The sequence below is a fragment of the Desertibaculum subflavum genome (assembly GCA_003576705.1).
Classification (GTDB): domain Bacteria; phylum Pseudomonadota; class Alphaproteobacteria; order Ferrovibrionales; family Ferrovibrionaceae; genus Desertibaculum; species Desertibaculum subflavum.
This window is the reverse complement of the sequence record QOZS01000053.1, coordinates 19,270-36,882: the sequence shown is the minus strand read 5'-3', so window position 1 is coordinate 36,882 and position 17,613 is coordinate 19,270. Positions and strand designations below refer to the sequence as shown.

Sequence of the window (17,613 nt, the reverse complement as noted above, 5' to 3'; positions counted from 1 at the left end):
CCCGGCATGACCCGATCCGGGCCGTGGGTCCGGATCCGCGCCTGCGCGATCAGGTTGAGATCGGCGAGCTCGGCCAGCGCCTTGCGGGCGGCCCGCACGGTGATGCGGAGCCGGCCGGCGAGCCGGACGCTCCAGTAGAAATCGATGTCGTCGGGGCGGTCCGCCGGATCGTCCACGGGGTCGAGCAGCAGCTCGATCGCCGCGTGGCGCGCGGCGGGCGAGAGCGCGCGGTCGATGTTGATGGCGTTGACCTCCACCAGCTCGCCGTGCGGCGGGACGAGCGATACCTCGGTTTCCTCAAGTCCGGACACCGGTGGCGGCGCATTTGTTCCGCGGCGCCGCTTCGCGCCGATGCCGAGCGCCCGCCCCAAGGCACGCTCTGCCGAGACAGCGGTGGCGATGCGCTTCGCCGCCACCGCCCGGTCGCGCAGGCGGCCCATCATCTCCAGATGCTCGGCCCGGCTCGGCAGCGCGGCAGCGGCGCGGATGAAGGCGTGCTCGCGCGCGATATCGGGCCGGTCCGCCGGGTCCCAGACTTCCTCTGCCGCCCGGGGCGGGCGGCCCGCGCCGGTCACGCGGAAGGTCAGGCAGTTCTCCACTGCCAGCTCGGCGATCGCCTGCCTGACCGTGCGCTCGGCCAGCGCGAGGTGCCGCGCGAGGGCCGCGACCGGCGGCCGCTCCGGCAGCACGAAGGGATCGTCGTCGCGCAGGGCCAGCGCGACCAGGATCTGCTTCGCCGCCGGCGACAGGCTCGGGTTACGGATGGTGCGCAGGATGTGGCGCCGGCGAATGCGGAACGACCACTCGTAGGGGGAGCGCTTGGGCGGTTCGGTCTGGGGCATGGCGGCATCCGTCGCTGAGTTGCCGTATCATACAATATAATTGCGCCAAAAGCAACTCCGAAAGTCCCCTCTGCCCTTAGGGCGGAGGGGATTTAGGGGAGGTGGGCCATCCGCGAGCAGAACCTCTGACACGGAGAAGCGGCGCGTTCCACCTCTTCCAACCTTCTCCGCCCCTCAGGCGCGGAGAAGGCTTCACAGAATGAGCTCTGAGCATTCAGCAGCATGTATCATCGCGTCATGCCGCAACTCTCAAACCGAACCCGCCGAGCGCGCAAGCTTCGACGCGATGCCACGGAGGCGGAAACACTGTTGTGGAACCTGCTGCGGCGACAGATGCTCAACGGTCACAAGTTCCGCCGCCAGCACCCGATCGGTCCTTATGTCGCCGATCTTGCCTGTCCGGGTGCGCGCTTCGTCATCGAAATTGACGGCGGCCAGCATGCCGAACAGCGTGTCGCCGACGAGCAACGGACCCAGGAACTGATGGCACGCGGGTGGGTGGTCATCCGGTTCTGGAACCATGACGTGCTGACCAATCCGGAGGGCGTGATGCAGGAGATCGAGCGCGTGGTCGGCTGACTTCGAATCCCCCCCGTCTTACTGGCGGATGGCCCACCTCCCCTAAATCCCCTCCGCCCTAAGGGCAGAGGGGACTTGCGTTTCGAGAGCCAGCGTCAAGCTTGCCCATACCGCGCGACGCGCTCGTCACAATCTGACGTGCTCGACGCGCGGATCTGCATCGCCTCCATCGGTCGAGAAAGACGAAACGAACTGCATTACCTCATCCAGCGCTTGATCAGGATGGGAGGCCGTCGTTATGAACCTGTCGGGATTGCTTCCGTCGCCGATTATCAGTTCATCAATCAGGTCCTCGACAGCCTCGCAGCCCGTGCCGACCACCGCGATCAGCACCACTTTGTCTCGAACACATTCCTCAACGAACGCCTCCAGCCGAGCTGAACTCGAAATCGGCGTGTGCAACACAATCTTGGGCGCAAGGCTCATGCACCACAGATTAGCGCCAACTGCGACCCAAACCGAAAGGTGGAAATGATCTGAGCGCCCCAAACGACCACCGCCCGCGGAGGGGACTCCGCGGGCGGCACTGAAGGCGCCTTGTGAGGCGGGTGAGCGGCGTCAGTAGTCGCCGGCCTCGCCCTCCTCCTTGGTCACCGAAATCGCGGCCGCCAGCAGGCCGGCATTGGCGCGGATCTTGGCTTCGATCGTCTGCGCCACGTCGGGGTTCTCCTTGAGGAAAAGCTTGGCCTGCTCGCGGCCCTGGCCGATGCGCTGGCTGTCGAAGGAGAACCAGGAGCCGGATTTCTCGACCACGCCGGCCTTGACGCCGAGATCGACCAGCTCGCCGGTCTTCGACACGCCTTCCCCGTACATGATGTCGAACTCCACTACCTTGAAGGGCGGCGCCACCTTGTTCTTCACCACCTTCACGCGGGTCTGGTTGCCGACCACGTCGTCGCGGTTCTTGATCGCGCCGATGCGGCGGATATCGAGCCGGACCGAAGCGTAGAACTTCAGCGCGTTGCCGCCGGTGGTGGTTTCCGGATTGCCGAACATCACGCCGATCTTCATGCGGATCTGGTTGATGAAGATGACGGTGGTATGCGACTTGGAGATCGACGCGGTGAGCTTGCGCAAAGCCTGGCTCATCAGGCGGGCCTGCAGGCCGACATGGGTATCGCCCATCTCGCCTTCGAGCTCGGCCTGCGGCACCAGGGCGGCGACGCTGTCGATCACCAGCACGTCGATGGCGCCGGAGCGCACCAGGGTGTCGGCGATCTCCAGCGCCTGCTCCCCCGTATCCGGCTGGGAGATCAGCAGGTTCTCGATGTCGCAGCCGAGCTTCTTGGCATAGTTCGCATCCATCGCATGCTCGGCATCGACGAAGGCGCAGGTGCCGCCCTTCTTCTGGGCTTCCGCCACCACGTGCAGGGCAAGCGTGGTCTTGCCCGAGCTTTCCGGGCCGTAGATCTCGATGATGCGGCCGCGCGGCAGGCCGCCGATGCCGAGCGCGATGTCGAGGCCGAGCGAGCCGGTGGAGATCGAATCGATCTCGACCGCGCTGTCGCGCTGGCCGAGCTTCATCACCGAGCCCTTGCCGAAGGCCCGTTCGATCTGGGCGAGCGCCGCGTCCAGCGCCTTGCTCTTGTCCATGCTGTTCTCGACCACCCGTAACGCCGGTTGCGACATCGCCCTGCCTCCTTATCCGATCGGGGCCCCGGTTGCCACGGCACGGTGTCGGCGCCCCTGAGGCGATGGTTGTACGCAATTTGTTCCAAGAACGCAATAGGAACATCGGGAACCCAGGTATGATTTGGGTGCCATTTTGTATGTATGGTGAGCGGAGGGTAAACGCCCCGCGGCGGTTCGGCCCGACTCGGCCGTCAGTCCCCGTTGGAGGTAAGGACCTCTTTCACCTTGCCGGCCAGCTGTTTCAGGCTGAACGGCTTGGGCAGGAAATGGATCTCGGCCGTGCGGTCGAGATTGCGCCGGAAGGCATCCTCGGCATAGCCGGAAATGAAGATGATCTTCATGTCGGGATGCGTCTCGCGCACCCGCTTGGCCAAGGTCGGGCCGTCGACGCCGGGCATGACGACATCGGAGACCAGCACGTCGACCTTGCCCTGCAGGCGCTCGAGCTCGGTCAGCGCGATGTCGCCGGACGATGCTTCCACGACGGTATAGCCCTTGTTGCGCAGCGCCCGGGCGGCGAAGACACGGACGGCGTCCTCGTCCTCGACCAGCAGCACGGTGCCCTTGCCGGTCAGGTCGCGGGTGTCGCGCGCCTCGGCGACGTCGGTCGTCACCGCCTCCTCGCCGGAGGCCGGCATGTGGCGCGGCAGGTAGATCTTGAAGGTGGTCCCCTTGCCGACCTGGCTGAACGGGAAGATGAAGCCGCCGGTCTGCTTGACGATGCCGTAGACGGTGGAGAGGCCGAGCCCCGTCCCTGCCCCGGTCGGCTTGGTGGTGAAGAACGGCTCGAAGATCTTGCCGAGATGCTCCTTGACGATGCCGACGCCGGTATCGATCACCTCGACCAGCACATATTCGCCGGCCGGCATCAGCTCGTGGCCGAGCGAGGTGCTCTCCTCCGCCGTCACGTTCGCGGTGCGGATGGTGAGCGTGCCGCCTTCCGGCATGGCGTCGCGCGCATTGACCACCAGGTTGATGATCACCTGTTCGAGCTGGCCCTGGTCGACCTTGATCAGGCCGAGATCGCGGCCATGCACCATCTGCAGCTGGATGGTGGCGCCGATCAGCCGGCGCAGCAGGTGCGACAACTCCGCCAGCACGTCGGTGATGTTGATCACCTTGGGCCGCAAGGTCTGCTGGCGCGAGAAGGCGAGCAGCTGGCGCACCAGGTTGGCGGCGCGGTTGGCGTTCTGCTTGATCTGCATGATGTCGGCGAAGGACTGGTCGCCGGCCTGGTGGCGCAGCAGCAGCAGGTCGCAGAAGCCGATCATCGCGGTCAGCAGGTTGTTGAAATCGTGCGCGATGCCGCCGGCGAGCTGGCCCACCGCCTGCATCTTCTGGCTCTGCGCGAACTGGACCTCCAGGCTCTTCTGCTCGGTGGTGTCGATCACATGCACCAGCAGGCCCGAGATGCCGTCATGGCCGTTGCCAAGGCGGCTGGCGAAGAGTTGGGCCACCCGCTCGGTCGGGCCGACCAGGCGCACCTCGATCGGGGCGCCGCCGCCGCCGCCGCGGCGCACCTGGGCCAGGCGCTCGCGCACTTCGCTGCGGTCCTCCTCGCGAACCAGGCTGACGAAGGGCCGGCCGCCGCCGGCGGCGAGATCGGAGGCGATGGAGCGGAACGCCACATTGGTCTCGAGCATGCAGTCGTTGCCGTCGAGCACCACGATGCCGATCGGGGCGTAGTCGAAGAAATGGCGGAACTGCTCCTCGGCGCGGCGGAGCGAATCCTCGAGCGCGAGTTCGGTGTCCAGCGCCCGCACCACGCCGTGCAGATGCTCGACCCCGTCGGCCGTCTGCACCCGCGTCAGGGTGACGCGCACCGGCATCCGCGTGCCGCTCGCCGTCTTCACCTCGGCGGCGAAGGGCAGGCTCGGATCGCCTTCGGGCGGCAGCGGCGGCACCAGGCAGTCGGCCAGCGTCAGCGCCGTCCCGTCGCCGTGGCGCGGCCGGCCCAGCATGGCTTCGAACGCGGCATTGGCGACGCGGAGCCGCCCGCCGGCATCGGCGACGAACAGGCCGACCGGCGCGGCATCGATCAGCTGGGCGAGCTCGCGGCCCTGCTCGGCCTCGGCCTCGATCCGGCCGCGCACCGAGGTGATGTCACTCACCTGCCAGACGAAGCGGTCGGCGCCGCCGGCCAGCGGCTCGGCGGTGAGCGCCAGCCAGCGCACCGCGCCGTCGGCCAGGCGGAAGCGGCATTCGGCACGGCCGGTCTTGCCGGCGCGGGCGGCAGCCTCGGCCCCGCTCAGCGCCATCCGCTGGCCCTCGTCCAGGCCCAGGAGCTGATGCGGCGACAAGAGCGGTGCGTCCTCGGCCAGCGCGAAGATGCGGCGATAGGCGCCGTTGGCGGCGACGATCTCGCCGAGCGCGCCGACCATGGCGCGCGGCACCGCGTCCTCGCGCAGGAAGCGCTCCAGCGCCGGCTCGCTGCTGCCCGCGGCGGCCTGCGGCTGGAACAGCCGCCAGCCGGCGAAGACGAGGCCGCCGGCGCCGAGCAGGCCGAGCAGCAGCCGGGCCGGGACCAGCGCATCGGCCACCAGGCCGGCGCCGATCACGGCGATGCCGGAGCCCGCCGCGACGCCCCACCAGATCCTTGGATCGATGCGCCCGTTGACCCTCTCTGGGCCCTGGGAGGGCGCAACAGCCTTCTCGGTCACCTGTACGTCCTTCGACCGCTCCACCCCGTCTCGTCGGGGGCGGTTCCGCAACATGGTGTCGGAGTCTAGCACCGTCGCCGCCTATTGCGCTGCCGCCGAGGCCGGCGGCGCGACACGGCCCTTCTGGCGCATCACGAAGCCGATGATCTCGGCCACCGCCTTGTACTGCTCGACCGGGATCTCCTCGTCGACGTCGCAGGCGGCATAGAGCGCCCGGGCGAGCGGCGGGTTCTCGACGATCGGCACAAGGCTCTCGGTCGCCAGCTCGCGGATGCGCAGCGCCAGGTGATCGGCGCCCTTGGCGACCACCACCGGCGCCTCCATCTTGTCGCCGTCGTATTTCAGCGCGATCGCGAAGTGGGTCGGGTTGGTCACCACCACGGTCGCGGTCGGCACCGCCGCCATCATGCGCTTGCGCGCCCGCTCCTGGCGCACCGAGCGGATGCGCGCCTTGATCTGCGGGTCGCCTTCGGTCTGCTTGTGCTCGTCCTTCACTTCCTGGCGCGACATGCGCAGGCGCCGGCGATGCTCGAAGCGCTGGAACAGCACGTCGGCGATGGCGATCAGCGCCAGCACGGCGAGCACGCCGGCCAGCAGCTTCAGGACCTCGTCCTTCGCGACCGTCAGCATGCCGAGCGGCTCGAGCGAGACCAGCTGACCGAGCCGGCCGATATCCGGCCACAGGATGCCGAAGCCGACCGCGCTGACGATCGAGACCTTGAACACGCCCTTCAGGAATTCGGCAAAGCCGGTGCGCGAGAAGATGCGCTTGAGCCCCGCGACGGGCGAGATCTTCTGCAGCTCAGGCTTCAGCTTGTCGGTCGCGATCACTGGCGGGTGCTGCAGGAAGCCGGCGCCGAGCGCGGCGATCAGCGCGATCAGGATGGCCGGCGCCATCACCCAGGCGGCCGCCATCGCCGCATCCCGCAACAGGCCGGTCATCGCCTCCGCCTCGACGGCGAATTCGTGCGGGCGCTCCAGGAAGGGCAGCATGGCGTTCACCATGGTGCGGCCCATGGAGCCCGCGAACATGATCAGCATCAGGCAGAGGCCGCCCAACATGAACCAGTGATTGACTTCCTGGCTGCGCGGGATCTGGCCCTTTTCCGTGGCTTCGGAAAGCCGTCGCCCGGTGGGTTCTTCGGTTTTGTCGGCGGCGTCCTTGTCGTCGGCCATGACGCGCCTTCAGCGGATGCGGATCGCCAGCATCGCCTGGGCGAAGTAATCGGCGAACCAGCCGTATACCGCCGTCAGGGTCAGCGCGATGATGACGAAGGAGGTCAGGATCTGCAGCGGCTGGGCGACGAAGAAGACCTGCAGCTGCGCCATCAGGCGGTTCACCGCGCCGAGGCCGAGATAGAACACCATGCTGTAGACGATGATCGGCGCGCCGATCTGTAGCGCCATCTTGAACGAGGCCGCGACCGTCGCGGTCGCCGCCATGGCGAGATCGCCCAGCATCGGCGGCTGGCCGGCCGGAAAGACCTTGTAGGATTCGCCGGCGGCGCCGATCAGCACGAGATGCAGGTCGGTGGCGAAGATCACGGCGAGGCCGGTCATGCTGAGCAGGTTGGCGACCAGGGTGCCCTGCACGCCCTGGGTCGGATCGAATTGCTGGCCGGTGGCGAGCGAGGTCTGGGTCGCGATGATGGTGCCGGCGACCTGCAGGCCGGACATGATCAGCCGCGCGAGCCCGCCGACGAACAGGCCGATCAGGGTCTCGCCGCCGATCAGGACGACCAGGGCGCCGACATGGCTCGGCAGGCGCGGCAGGGACGGCTCCAGCACCGGGGTCAGCACGCCGGCGGTGAGCAGCGCCACGACCAGGCGGATCTGCGGACTGACGAAGCTCTCGCCGATCGTCGGCAGCACCATGAACAGCGTGCCGACGCGGGCGAAGACGAGCAGGAAGCCGAAGACCGAGGCCGGCAGCAGCTCGCCGACGCTCATTGCAGCGAGGCGATGCGATTGGCGATGTCGCCCATGAAGGCGATCATCGTGCTCATCATGAAGGGCAGGAAGACCAGCAGCGCGGCGAAGATCGCCAGGATCTTCGGCACGAAGGTCAAGGTCATCTCCTGCACCTGGGTCAGGGCCTGGAACAGCGAGATGACGACGCCGACGAGCAGGCCGACGACCATCACCGGCCCGGCCACCTTGATCAGCACCCAGATGGCTTCGCGAACGATGTCGATGACGTCGGCGGGGGTCATGGCCGCGTCAGATCGGCATGCGCAGGATTTCCTGATAGGCCGAGACGACGCGGTCGCGCACCGCGGTGACCGTCTCGATCGCCATCTCGGCATTGGTGACCGCCATCGCCACCTCGGCGAGGTCGGCCTTGCCGGCTGCGGCCGCGGCGGTCATCTGCTCGCTCTTCTGCACCGCCGCGATCGGCTCCGAGACCGCGACGCGGACGAAATCGGCGAAGGCCGGGCCCTTGCTCTTGCCGGCAGGCGCGGAATCGTCGTCGTTGACCGCCGAGGCGGCGCGCTGCAGCGCCTCGCCATAGGCGCGGGCGGCGGAGGAAATCGTCGAGTCCATGGGTCAGCCTCTCCGCTCAGCGCAACAGTTCGATGATGCGCGAGACCATCGACTTGGCGATGTCGATCGCGCTGAGATTGGCCTCGTAGGAGCGCTGCGCCTCGCGCATGTCGGCGAGCTCGATGATCGGGCGCACGTTCGGCCGCTTGACATAGCCGTTGGCGTCGGCGGCGGGGTGCGAGGGATCGTAGCTGAGCGTGAAGTCGCTCTTGTCGGCCGCGGGCTTGCCGGCCTTGACGACGCGGAGCCCGAGGCTGCGGTCGAGCTCGTTCCTGAAGGTCAGCATCTTGCGGCGATAGGGATCGCCGCCCGGCTCCTTCGACACCGAATCGGCATTGGCGAGGTTTTCCGACACCACGCGCATGCGCTCGCCCTGCGCCTGCATGGCGGAGGCGGAAACCTGCATCGACTTGAAGAGATCCATGGGTCAGGCCTCCTGCTCACATGCCGCGCCGGCCGAGCGCCAGGCGGAGCATGTTGATGTGCTTCTTATAGAGCCCGGTCGAGGCGGCGAACTGCATCTGGTTGTCCGCCATCTTGGCGATCTGCTGTTCCAGCACGACGCCGTTGCCGGAGGGGGTGATCTCGTAGGGGTCCTTGGCTTTCTCGGTGCGGAACTCGCCCTGGCCGGTGGTGCCGGCGAGATGCATCGGCGCGGTCGGGCGGAGCTTCGCCGCGTTGGTCGCGATGGGGCCGCCCATCAGCGCGCGGAAGGAGAGCGGCTTCAGCTCGTTGGCGCGATAGCCGGGCGTGTCGGCATTGGCGACGTTCTGCGCGAGGACGCGCTGGCGGTCGCCGAGCCAGTCCATCTTGCGCGTCAGCGCGGCGAAAAGCGGGATGCGATTGAGGTCCATGCCGGCCGGACGCTAGTTTCCGGCCCCTTAAGAACCCGTAAAATTTTCCTCAAATCCAGCCTGACCGCATGGCGAACCCGGCAGAAATTGCCGCCATTAACCCATCCTGAACCATAACCGGCGCCATATCCGCGCCATGGCCGCACCGCCCGCCAAACAGCCCGTCGCCGTCGCCCTGGACAGTGCCAAGGGCGGCCCGACGCGCGTGGTGGCTTCCGGGCGCGGCGCGCTGGCCGAGGCGATCCTGGCGGTCGCCTTCGAGCACGGCGTCAAGGTGCGCGAGGATGCCGACCTGGTGGAGCTGCTCGCCGCCGTCGATGTCGACAGCCCGATCCCGCTGGAGGCCTTCGCCGCGGTGGCCGAGATCCTGGCCTATCTGTACCAGGCGCAAGGCTCCTGGCCGGATGCCGACCCTTGAGGAATGATGTTTCCCCCGATTCCCAACCCCGGGAGATGCATCCCCCATGTCCGCCGAGGATCTGCTCCGCTACGGCCTCGCCCTGGTCGCCGTCATCGTCATGGTCGTCGCCGCCGCGGCGATCTATCGCTATGTCCTGCCCACCGGCCCGCGCATTCCGCGGGTCGCCCGCAAGGACCGGCGCCTGCGCATCGTCGAGCTGATGCCGATCGACGGCCGCCGCCAGCTCGTCCTGGTCCGCCGCGACCAGACCGAACACCTCCTGCTGCTGTTCGCCGATCGCGGCATCGTGGTCGAACGCAATATCGGGTCAGTGCCGCCGGCGCCGGTCGCGCCGGCGCTGCCGCCCGATCCCTATCTGGAGCCTGAAGGTTGAGAGCACGGCCATATCTCTTCGCCGCCATCCTGTTCCTCGCCGTCACCGCCGCGGGCGCGGCGGTGGCGCAGAGCGTGACGCTCGATCTCGGCCAGGGCGGCGGCGGCCTCACGGGGCGCATCGTCCAGCTGATCGCGCTCACCACCGTGCTCACGCTGGCGCCGGGCGTGCTGGTGGTGATCACCTCGTTCACCCGCATCGTGGTCGTGCTGTCGCTGCTGCGCTCCGCCATCGGCCTGCAGACCACGCCGCCCAACGTGGTGCTGATCTCGCTCGCCCTGTTCCTCACGCTGTTCATCATGGCGCCGGCGATGGAGCGGGCCTATCGCGACGGCGTAGCCCCGCTGATCGAGGAGACGATCGACGAGGAGACCGCCTTCGCCCGCGCCAGCGCGCCGTTCCATGAGTTCATGCGCACGCATGTGCGCGAGAACGACCTGAAGCTATTCATGGACATGGGCAAGATCGCGCCGGTGGCGAGCCCGCAGGACCTGCCGTTCCGCGCTCTGGTGCCGGCCTTCATGATCAGCGAGCTGAAGCGCGCCTTCGAGATCGGCTTCCTGGTCTTCGTGCCGTTCCTGATCATCGACATGGTGGTGTCGTCGCTGCTCATGTCGATGGGCATGATGATGTTGCCGCCCGTCATGATCTCGCTGCCGTTCAAGCTGATCTTCTTCGTGCTGGTCGACGGCTGGAACCTGATCGCGGGGTCGCTGGTGCGGTCGTTCGGCGGGGGGTAGTTGCGAAAACGGGAGGCCGGGTTCACTCGTCATCCAGCCGCTCGAACACCCTCTTCGCGCTCCGGCGCGAAATGATGTGAACGATCACAGACCCAGTGTCATCATCCAGATCTGGATGAGCAGCAGAACAATGATCGCTCCGTATCCGATGATGGAGTCGATGCGCTCCTGGCGGACGAGCTTCTGGTCAATCAACCGCGTGTTGGCAATTTCATAATGCTCCAGCGCGAACTGGACCGAGTCCTCCAGCATCTCCACTTGATCGAACAGGGAGGCGGCGGCGACGAGCTCGGCGAAGATCCGCTTCGAAGGATCGGCCAGAGAAGGGTCCAGTTGCTCGATGGCCCGACCGACGCGCAGCCAGGCGATCTTCATGCGCGTCGCGATCTCGGTCATCTCATGTATGTGCCGTCGCCGTTTCCCGTCGCCCGACCTCAGAGCTTCAGTCAAGGCAATATCCGCGTCGAGCGAAGTCCAAGTCGACTTCATTGTGGCTTCCAGGGCGAGCGCTTCCCGTTGCGTTACCGCGAACCGGGCGACCGCGTCGAGCGCATGTCGAATGTCGCCCTGGTTGCCGTAGATAACGGCCCGGTTCCCACCCCACAGGACCCGCACCGTGCGAACGTCCGCTCGCGCGCTCGCCTCCTTCTTCTCGGTGCCGGCGCTGCGCATCCATTCGTCGACGTCGCGTTCGATCGTTGCCGGCGTGTTGACGCCGGGCGGCATCCAGACCACGACCAATGCGCCGTCGGCCTGGGGTCCGGGCTGCGCCATCACCTCCGACGGCGCCACGGCGTTCAGCAGGGCGGTGACGTTGCGAGGCTCGGCGATCTCGATCGCTTCAATGCCGGCCGGCGAGACCTGCGCGGCATCCGCGAACTCGACGCGCCAGGCCAGAGGCGCAATCGCGGCTTCGGCTTCCGGCATATCTATTGCCCCTCATTCGATTTGGCCCAGTCGACATCGGCCGGGATATCCTCGATCTGCATCGCTACGATATCGCCGATCGGCCCGTCCGAGCCCAGGCTCATCTCATCGGGCCTTGCTTCCGCTGCAGGCACTTCGTTGAGGCCGCGCCGGTCCGGCTTCGATGCCCGTTCGTAGACGCAATAGAGCAGGCTCTCCGAATCCTCGTACCACGGCCCGGGCGCAGCGCCGGCGGCCTCCGCCTTCTCCCATGCCGCACCGAGACGGGAGGGATCGAAAAGAGCATGCGCGAATCCCGCCGTGTAGAGCTTCTCCGCCCAGTCCCAGCGCGAGCTCAGGACCTGCGCCCCTTCGAGCAAGTTGAACCGCTCGATCAGCTCGATCGTGAGGTCGGTCGTCACCGATCCGAGCAGCACGCCATGCTTGGTCACCCGATGCAGCTCCGCGATCGCGCTTCGCACGTGGTGTGGCGGGGTTCGGTAAAGCCCTGTCTCGATGACCGCGTCGAATTGCTCGTTCTGGAAGGGCAAACGGATGAAGTCGTTGCAGAAGTTGTGCTGCGCGAGCTCGGCCGGAGCCGCCAGGCTTGCTTCGCGGTTGCATTCGACGCCCGTGACGTCGAAGCCGAGTCCTCTCAGCGCGGCAACCATCTGTCCGGCGCCGGAGCCGACATGCAGGAGCCGCGCGCCCGGTTCGAGCCCCCAGGTTGCTTTCAGAATGTCGGCAATGCATTGCACCGACATCAGCTCTTGCACATGGCCGAGCGCCTCATTGAGTGCGCCGGCGGGAGATGCGGTGCCGATGGCCTGCTCTTGCCGATGGGCGCGGCGTCGCTCAAGGATATCGGCGACGATGATGTCGCTGGCAACCTCGGCGGAGTCCATCACGCCGTTGATCGTCGCGTCGAACAAATAGTCGCCGACCATCACGAAACGCGGCGTGTGAAAGGGATCCGGACGGTGGTTGACCGCGCGCGGGCGCACGGGCACGCCACCGGGAATGGCGCTGACCGATGCCACCCATCGATGAATCCGGCGGTCCAGCAGCAGCTCCTTGCCATGCGCCAGTTCGGCCGGCAGCGCGTCCAGGCACATCTGCGCGATGAGCTCGTCGGAATCGTTGGTCAGCTCCAGCGCCGCGTTGCCGGCAATGAGGAAGGCCAACATCCCGTACGGGCCGTAGTCGTTGCGGGTGCCTTCGTCATAGACGCAGCAGCCGTCGAACGCGTCCAACATCCACCAGTTGGTCGAGATCTTGTCGCGCCAGAACGGGTGTTGGAACAGGAAGGTCGCGCGGATATAGGCGCCCGGGCGGTCGAAGTAGCCGACATGCTTGTCGACAGCGAATTCGAGGGCTTCCGAGCGCCAATGGATGCTCGACAGCGCGCTCAACGGCAGGGCGGCGACGACATAGTCCGCGATCGCTCGCTCCTCGTCGCCGTTGGCCTGAATCTCGATTCGGAAAGTGCCGTCGGCGAGCGGCTCGACGGCCGTCACGTTCGCGTTCAGGCGCATCTTGGCGTCGAGCTCCTCGGCCAGCCGGGTCACGATCTGGTCGTTGCCTCCGACGACGGAGCAAAGGTCGATATAGCCTTCGACGTCCATCAGGACGTTCTTCAGGAAGGTGAGCCCATTGGTTTGGTGCGGATCGGCGGCGACATCGCTGTGCGCCATGGCCCGGATATAACGGCGCGCGACGTCGTCGGTGAACTCCCTTTCGAGCAGGTCGCTGCCCCGCACCTGCGCCCAGGGATGCGCGTTGTCCTCCTCGGCCACCGCGAGGTAGTAGGATTCGGGGCTGAGCAGATCCATGCACCGCTGTCGAAACGCCACCGCTTCGTCGCGGGCCTTCTCGCTGAAAAGCGTGGCGAGGTCGTTGGTCTCCAGCACGATCTTGCCATTGAGAACGCAAGGCCCGCCGCGGATGTATTTGATCTTCAGGCCCAGCTCCTTGACGATGAGGTCGTGCAAGGGGTCGGGGCCGACGCGGGAGTAATCGTAGATCTCCGCGACCCCGGCCTCGTAGGGTCCGACGCCGGCAAACTTCAATGTCTCGAGCTGCCCGCCGAGACGGCTGTTCGCCTCGTAAATGGTGATTTGGCAGCTCAAGCCTGCCCTGGCGGCCAGGTGCCAGGCGGTGAACAATCCCCCCAGACCGCCGCCGATGATCGCGACCCTGAAGGGCTCCGGATCGCGGGCGCTCGCGGCACCGGCCGGCTCACGAATGATGTCGTCCATGTTCGCTTGTGCCCCCACGCGGCGCTCGGACCGTGTCCGGCGCCCCCTCTATGGCTTGGCGCCCTGCGCCGGCGCGACATTCCACTCGACGAACTGGACCGGCTGGTCGCTGTCATTGGAGAGCACGAACTGCTCGTCGGCTTTCGCCGGCGTCCATTCCATGAAATCGAGCGCCTCAAGGGTTTTCCGGATGGGCCCCCTGGCGCCTTTCGGCGTGGAGCTCAGGACCAACTTGCCGGTCTCCACCATCCTGAGGGTGGGATAGCGATCCGTCGTCACGATCTGCGTTCCCGGCGCCATGGTGACGTTCCGGATGACCACGGTCATGGCGCCGGCGGCGAGGATCTCCTTCTCGACGTCCCTGAATTGCGCCGGCGTGACATGCGCCGCCTTGGCCTGCCCCTTCGCCTTGAGGTAGAGGTCGACATCGTCCTCCATGTCCTCCTTCCACGGGCCGCCGACGGCGAGGCCGGCGAAGACATAGGGCTGGGTCCCCCGGTTCTCGGTGCGCGTGCCGGGCAGGCTGGCGAAATTGCAGATCTCGACATCGCCGGGATCGGTGACCCGCTCCGAGGTTCCGGACGGCACGCCGCCGGCGCCGATCGATTGGCACATCGGCGTGGGGCCGCCGGTCACCACGGCGGAGCCGCTGAGGGTCATCTCGACATAGGCCCATTTCGCCGCGGTGGCGCCTTCCTCCACCGCCTTGCCCGACGGCAGCGAATACCACACGGCCCAGATCTCGCTGCCGGGGGGCATCCCCCTGGTCGAGATCGCGGCGGCGCCGCTGACCGACATGACGATGCCGGGCCATGCTTCCGGGGTCTGGGCCAGGGACGGCGCCGGCAGGGCAAGCATGGCACCGGCTGCGATCGCAGCTGCCGCCAACAGACGATGCTTCATGGGGCCCGCCTCTCTTGCGCTGTGCGTCGTTGCGCGCTCGCACCCTCCAGGGTCGAAGCGCGTGACAGATCAGATACACAGCGCCCCGGGCCGGCGGTTTGATCGGCGTCAAGGTTTGCGGAATCTCGTTCTGACATGAGGAGGCAGCGCGCCGGCTCGGCCGCCGCGCGGAACTGCGAACCGGGGGCGTCCGAATATGATCCATGCGGCGCGGCAGCGGCGCAGGCCCGCGCAAGTCGTTGGCCGCGTCGCGCCGCCTTGGGATTCTGAATGACCGCTAACTGCAGAGCGCCTGCCCTTCGAATCTTAGCTGCCGTGCTGTTCATCGGAAGTGCCCCGGCGGACACGCTCGCCGAGGATCGCGCGCCCGAGCTGTTCCCGGAAATGGGGCCGACGCTCGAAGCCAATCCCGATCCGGTGAGCATCGATCTCGGGGCCTCGCTCGGCCGGCTCTATGTGACCGGCGTGGTGAGCGGGCTCGGTCTCTGGCAGTCCAATCCCTTCGCCGGCAACGACCACACTTATGCCGATATCGGCAATGCCATGGTGACGGCGCAGACCGAACCGGGGGTGGTGCAGTTCGTGGCCCAGGCCGGCCTCTACTCGATGCCGACACTGGGCGAGCCCTATACGCGGTCGACCAAGCTCAACAGCAGGCTCTATGGGCCGCTGCCGATCGCCTATGCGAAATTCGCGCCCGACGATGGCTTCTCGGTCCAGATCGGCCGGCTGCCCACCTTGCTCGGCGCGGAATGGGACTGGACCTACCAGAACGTCAATATCGAGCGCGGCCTGCTCTGGAACCAGGAGAACTCGATCAACCAGGGCATCCAGGTGAACTACGCGGCCGGGCCGGTCGAGCTCTCGCTCTCGCTCAACGACGGGTTCTTCTCCGGCAAGTTCCACTGGCTGACCGGCGCGGCGACCTACGCGATCGACGACGACAACTGGCTCACGCTCAGCGCCGGCGGCGCGCTGCGCTCGAGCGGCATCGACACCTTCCGCACGCCGCTCGCGCAGAACAACAGCGTGATCGTCAACCTGATCTATGAGGCCTATCGCGGGCCCTGGAGCATCACGCCCTATCTGCAATACACCCACGTGCCGAACAACCACTCGATGCGCTCGGCCGGCTTCACCGACGAGGCCTCGACCTACGGCGCCGCGCTCATCGTCGCCTATGCCTTCGACGAGAACTGGAAGCTCGCGGCGCGCGGCGAGTACATCGCCTCCTCGGGCAGCGACGCCAAGGGCGCGCCGGAACTGGTAACCGGCGGCCCCGGCGCCGACAACTGGTCGTTCACGCTGACGCCGACCTATCAGTACAAGACCTTCTTCGCCCGCGCCGAGTTCTCCTATGTCGGGCTCGGCAACGTCACGCCCGATTTCGGCTTCGGCAAGTCCGGCAACGACAAATCGCAAGTGCGGGTGCTGTTCGAGACCGGCTTCATCTTCTAGAGCCGAAGGCGCGCACCCGTCACGTCAACCGCGCGGCGAGCTCGCGCCCGACCGCCTGGCCGCTCAGGAAGGCGCCGTCGCAGGTCTGGGAGAAACGGCCGGCCATCGCCTCGCCGGCGAAGTAGAGGCGATCGCCGAGCGGCTCGGCGAGGCGCATTCGGTCCGCCGTGCGCCCGGGCCGGGCGCAGGTATAGGCGCCGCGCGCCCAGGGGTCGCTCGCCCACTGCGTCGCCGCGCCTTTCACGAAGGCCTTGTCGACCGCGCTGCCGAACATCTTGCGCAGCTCGCCGCGGGCGAAATCCACCGCCGCCGCCTCGCCCGCCGCGCTGATCTCCCAGGCGAAGCGCCCGCCCATGAAGCCCACCATCAGGTCGCGGTCGAACGGCCAAGCCTGGAAGTAGCAGGCCTCGCGGCCCCGCGGCGGATAGCTCAGCCACTGCTCGGGCGCGAGGTCGAAGCGCGCGCCGTTGAACAGCAGCGGCACCTTGACCAGCAGGCCCATCGGCACGCCCTCGATCGCCTCGCGCTTCCAGGCCGGCAGCGGCGGATCGAAGCGGATCGCTTCCGCCGCCAGCACGCCGGTCGAGACGGTGACGATGGCGGCCTTCGCGGCGAGGGTGCCTTTCGCCGTCTCTACCGTCACGCCGGGCCCGCCCCAGCGGATGCGGGAGACCGGCGCGTCGAGCGTCACCGGAAAGTCGTGGCCGAACTGGTGCACCAGGGTGCCGTAGCCCTCGGCGACGCCGCGCGCCCCCGGGCTGTCGTTCAGCCACCAGTCGAGGCAGGAGACATCGTCGAGATCCATGCCCATTTCCATCGGGCCGGCCCAGGCCTCGGCCATCTCGATCCAGGGCAGCTTGCGCGGGCTGACCGAGGCGGCGCTGACATCCTTCCCGGCCCGGCCGGCGCGGGCGAACGCTGCCTCGAGCTGGTCCGCCGCCTTGTCGTAGAGCGCATACTCCGCGTCGGTCGCCTCGCGATCGCCGACATACACGATCTCGTCGTCGCGTTCCTGGCCGCTCAGGTGATAGCCCCAGGCCTCCGCCATCTGGCGCCAGGGATGGCCCTTCACCGAATAGGTCCAGGAACAGCCACGATCGAATGGCATGCCGAAGGTCGCGGTATCGGTGAAGGCGCGTCCGCCGATGCGATCCCGCGCCTCGACCACGACCACCGTGCGCCCGGCGCCGATCAAGGCGCGCGCCGCCGCCAGCCCGGCCGAGCCGGCACCGACGACAACGACATCGGGATTGGCCGGCGTCGACCGAGCCCAGGCCGGTAGGGCTGCTGTCCAGAGCAGCCCCGATAGAACCGGGCGGCGACCGAAGGTTGTCATCGTTCAGTCCTGATGCCGCACACTTCTGACCGGATGAGCGTCTTCGAGATCGGATCGACGGCCTGTAGTATTGCTTGATTGGCTGCCAGCAATTGATGCACGTCAAT

General features: G+C 67.2%; 19 protein-coding genes. 5 read left to right on the top strand and 14 right to left on the bottom strand.

What is annotated here, in order from left to right; all coding sequences use genetic code 11:
• The coding region (locus DT074_RS22455; protein WP_162915107.1) for a hypothetical protein at positions 1 to 842 on the bottom strand (842 nt) is incomplete at its 3' end.
• A gap of 222 nt (positions 843 to 1,064) precedes the next feature.
• Between DT074_RS22455 and DT074_RS22450 the strand changes: the two genes are divergently transcribed.
• Positions 1,065 to 1,421, top strand: coding sequence for an endonuclease domain-containing protein (locus DT074_RS22450; protein WP_368744849.1), 357 nt, complete (start codon positions 1,065 to 1,067; stop codon positions 1,419 to 1,421).
• Positions 1,422 to 1,547: 126 nt separating this feature from the next.
• Here DT074_RS22450 and DT074_RS22445 read toward each other — a convergent pair whose 3' ends face one another.
• The 9 genes from DT074_RS22445 to flgB all read right to left on the bottom strand — a co-directional run bounded on the left by DT074_RS22445 (position 1,548) and on the right by flgB (position 9,111).
• Positions 1,548 to 1,847, bottom strand: coding sequence for a DUF7684 family protein (locus DT074_RS22445; RefSeq protein ID WP_119422105.1), 300 nt, complete (start codon positions 1,845 to 1,847; stop codon positions 1,548 to 1,550).
• A gap of 132 nt (positions 1,848 to 1,979) precedes the next feature.
• Complete coding sequence (recA, locus tag DT074_RS22440; RefSeq protein ID WP_119422104.1) at positions 1,980 to 3,050, bottom strand: recombinase RecA; 1,071 nt, start codon at positions 3,048 to 3,050, stop codon at positions 1,980 to 1,982.
• 194 nt (positions 3,051 to 3,244) lie between these two features.
• Entirely contained in the window at positions 3,245 to 5,713 is a 2,469-nt protein-coding gene (locus DT074_RS22435; protein ID WP_368744848.1) for a hybrid sensor histidine kinase/response regulator, read from the bottom strand.
• A gap of 81 nt (positions 5,714 to 5,794) precedes the next feature.
• Positions 5,795 to 6,889: a flagellar biosynthesis protein FlhB gene (gene flhB, locus DT074_RS22430; protein ID WP_119422102.1), complete on the bottom strand. Its 1,095-nt coding sequence runs from the start codon at positions 6,887 to 6,889 to the stop codon at positions 5,795 to 5,797.
• Positions 6,890 to 6,898: 9 nt separating this feature from the next.
• A complete protein-coding gene (gene fliR, locus DT074_RS22425) occupies positions 6,899 to 7,663 on the bottom strand; it encodes a flagellar biosynthetic protein FliR (protein ID WP_119422101.1) in 765 nt (254 codons plus the stop codon).
• On the bottom strand, positions 7,660 to 7,926 hold the full coding sequence (gene fliQ, locus DT074_RS22420) for a flagellar biosynthesis protein FliQ (RefSeq protein WP_119422100.1): 267 nt from the start codon (positions 7,924 to 7,926) through the stop codon (positions 7,660 to 7,662). The genes fliR and fliQ overlap by 4 nt, the downstream gene beginning before the upstream one ends.
• Positions 7,927 to 7,933: 7 nt before the next feature.
• Positions 7,934 to 8,257, bottom strand: coding sequence for a flagellar hook-basal body complex protein FliE (gene fliE / locus DT074_RS22415; RefSeq protein ID WP_119422099.1), 324 nt, complete (start codon positions 8,255 to 8,257; stop codon positions 7,934 to 7,936).
• A gap of 16 nt (positions 8,258 to 8,273) precedes the next feature.
• On the bottom strand, positions 8,274 to 8,681 hold the full coding sequence (gene flgC / locus DT074_RS22410; protein WP_119422098.1) for a flagellar basal body rod protein FlgC: 408 nt from the start codon (positions 8,679 to 8,681) through the stop codon (positions 8,274 to 8,276).
• A gap of 16 nt (positions 8,682 to 8,697) precedes the next feature.
• Positions 8,698 to 9,111 carry a flagellar basal body rod protein FlgB gene (gene flgB, locus DT074_RS22405; RefSeq protein WP_119422097.1) on the bottom strand — a complete coding sequence of 138 codons (414 nt, stop codon included), beginning with the start codon at positions 9,109 to 9,111 and terminating at the stop codon, positions 8,698 to 8,700.
• 136 nt (positions 9,112 to 9,247) lie between these two features.
• Between flgB and DT074_RS22400 the strand changes: the two genes are divergently transcribed.
• From DT074_RS22400 to fliP, 3 genes are read left to right on the top strand one after another with little or no spacing between them, the layout of a single operon-like run.
• Positions 9,248 to 9,529: an EscU/YscU/HrcU family type III secretion system export apparatus switch protein gene (locus tag DT074_RS22400; protein WP_119422096.1), complete on the top strand. Its 282-nt coding sequence runs from the start codon at positions 9,248 to 9,250 to the stop codon at positions 9,527 to 9,529.
• 46 nt (positions 9,530 to 9,575) lie between these two features.
• The gene (locus DT074_RS22395) at positions 9,576 to 9,905 is read left to right on the top strand and encodes a flagellar biosynthetic protein FliO (RefSeq protein WP_119422095.1); all 330 of its coding nucleotides are present in this window, start codon (positions 9,576 to 9,578) and stop codon (positions 9,903 to 9,905) included.
• On the top strand, positions 9,902 to 10,645 hold the full coding sequence (gene fliP, locus DT074_RS22390) for a flagellar type III secretion system pore protein FliP (protein WP_119422094.1): 744 nt from the start codon (positions 9,902 to 9,904) through the stop codon (positions 10,643 to 10,645). Before DT074_RS22395 ends, fliP begins: the two co-directional genes overlap by 4 nt.
• Before the next feature lie 84 nt (positions 10,646 to 10,729).
• Here the strand turns inward: fliP and DT074_RS22385 are convergent, their stop codons facing one another.
• Genes DT074_RS22385 through DT074_RS22375 form a run of 3 tightly spaced genes read right to left on the bottom strand, consistent with a single transcriptional unit; the run spans position 10,730 to position 14,712 of the window.
• Positions 10,730 to 11,572: a hypothetical protein gene (locus DT074_RS22385; protein WP_119422093.1), complete on the bottom strand. Its 843-nt coding sequence runs from the start codon at positions 11,570 to 11,572 to the stop codon at positions 10,730 to 10,732.
• A gap of 2 nt (positions 11,573 to 11,574) precedes the next feature.
• Positions 11,575 to 13,809 carry an FAD-dependent oxidoreductase gene (locus DT074_RS22380; protein ID WP_119422092.1) on the bottom strand — a complete coding sequence of 745 codons (2,235 nt, stop codon included), beginning with the start codon at positions 13,807 to 13,809 and terminating at the stop codon, positions 11,575 to 11,577.
• A gap of 48 nt (positions 13,810 to 13,857) precedes the next feature.
• A complete protein-coding gene (locus tag DT074_RS22375; protein ID WP_162915106.1) occupies positions 13,858 to 14,712 on the bottom strand; it encodes a hypothetical protein in 855 nt (284 codons plus the stop codon).
• Positions 14,713 to 15,027: 315 nt separating this feature from the next.
• Here DT074_RS22375 and DT074_RS22370 point away from each other — a divergent pair, with 315 nt between their 5' ends.
• Positions 15,028 to 16,170, top strand: coding sequence for an outer membrane beta-barrel protein (locus tag DT074_RS22370; RefSeq protein ID WP_162915105.1), 1,143 nt, complete (start codon positions 15,028 to 15,030; stop codon positions 16,168 to 16,170).
• Positions 16,171 to 16,189: 19 nt separating this feature from the next.
• Here the strand turns inward: DT074_RS22370 and DT074_RS22365 are convergent, their stop codons facing one another.
• Positions 16,190 to 17,506 (bottom strand): flavin monoamine oxidase family protein, encoded by a 1,317-nt coding sequence (locus DT074_RS22365; protein WP_119422089.1) that lies wholly within the window; start codon positions 17,504 to 17,506, stop codon positions 16,190 to 16,192.
• Positions 17,507 to 17,613 lie beyond the last annotated feature (107 nt).

Coding starts and splice junctions, on each gene's coding strand:
- DT074_RS22450 (WP_368744849.1), top strand. CDS start 1,065: ATGTATCATCGCGTCATGCCGCAACTCTCAAACCGAACCCGCCGAGCG.
- DT074_RS22445 (WP_119422105.1), bottom strand. CDS start 1,847: ATGAGCCTTGCGCCCAAGATTGTGTTGCACACGCCGATTTCGAGTTCA.
- recA (WP_119422104.1), bottom strand. CDS start 3,050: ATGTCGCAACCGGCGTTACGGGTGGTCGAGAACAGCATGGACAAGAGC.
- flhB (WP_119422102.1), bottom strand. CDS start 6,889: ATGGCCGACGACAAGGACGCCGCCGACAAAACCGAAGAACCCACCGGG.
- fliR (WP_119422101.1), bottom strand. CDS start 7,663: ATGAGCGTCGGCGAGCTGCTGCCGGCCTCGGTCTTCGGCTTCCTGCTC.
- fliQ (WP_119422100.1), bottom strand. CDS start 7,926: ATGACCCCCGCCGACGTCATCGACATCGTTCGCGAAGCCATCTGGGTG.
- fliE (WP_119422099.1), bottom strand. CDS start 8,257: ATGGACTCGACGATTTCCTCCGCCGCCCGCGCCTATGGCGAGGCGCTG.
- flgC (WP_119422098.1), bottom strand. CDS start 8,681: ATGGATCTCTTCAAGTCGATGCAGGTTTCCGCCTCCGCCATGCAGGCG.
- flgB (WP_119422097.1), bottom strand. CDS start 9,111: ATGGACCTCAATCGCATCCCGCTTTTCGCCGCGCTGACGCGCAAGATG.
- DT074_RS22400 (WP_119422096.1), top strand. CDS start 9,248: ATGGCCGCACCGCCCGCCAAACAGCCCGTCGCCGTCGCCCTGGACAGT.
- DT074_RS22395 (WP_119422095.1), top strand. CDS start 9,576: ATGTCCGCCGAGGATCTGCTCCGCTACGGCCTCGCCCTGGTCGCCGTC.
- DT074_RS22385 (WP_119422093.1), bottom strand. CDS start 11,572: ATGCCGGAAGCCGAAGCCGCGATTGCGCCTCTGGCCTGGCGCGTCGAG.
- DT074_RS22380 (WP_119422092.1), bottom strand. CDS start 13,809: ATGGACGACATCATTCGTGAGCCGGCCGGTGCCGCGAGCGCCCGCGAT.
- DT074_RS22375 (WP_162915106.1), bottom strand. CDS start 14,712: ATGAAGCATCGTCTGTTGGCGGCAGCTGCGATCGCAGCCGGTGCCATG.
- DT074_RS22365 (WP_119422089.1), bottom strand. CDS start 17,506: ATGACAACCTTCGGTCGCCGCCCGGTTCTATCGGGGCTGCTCTGGACA.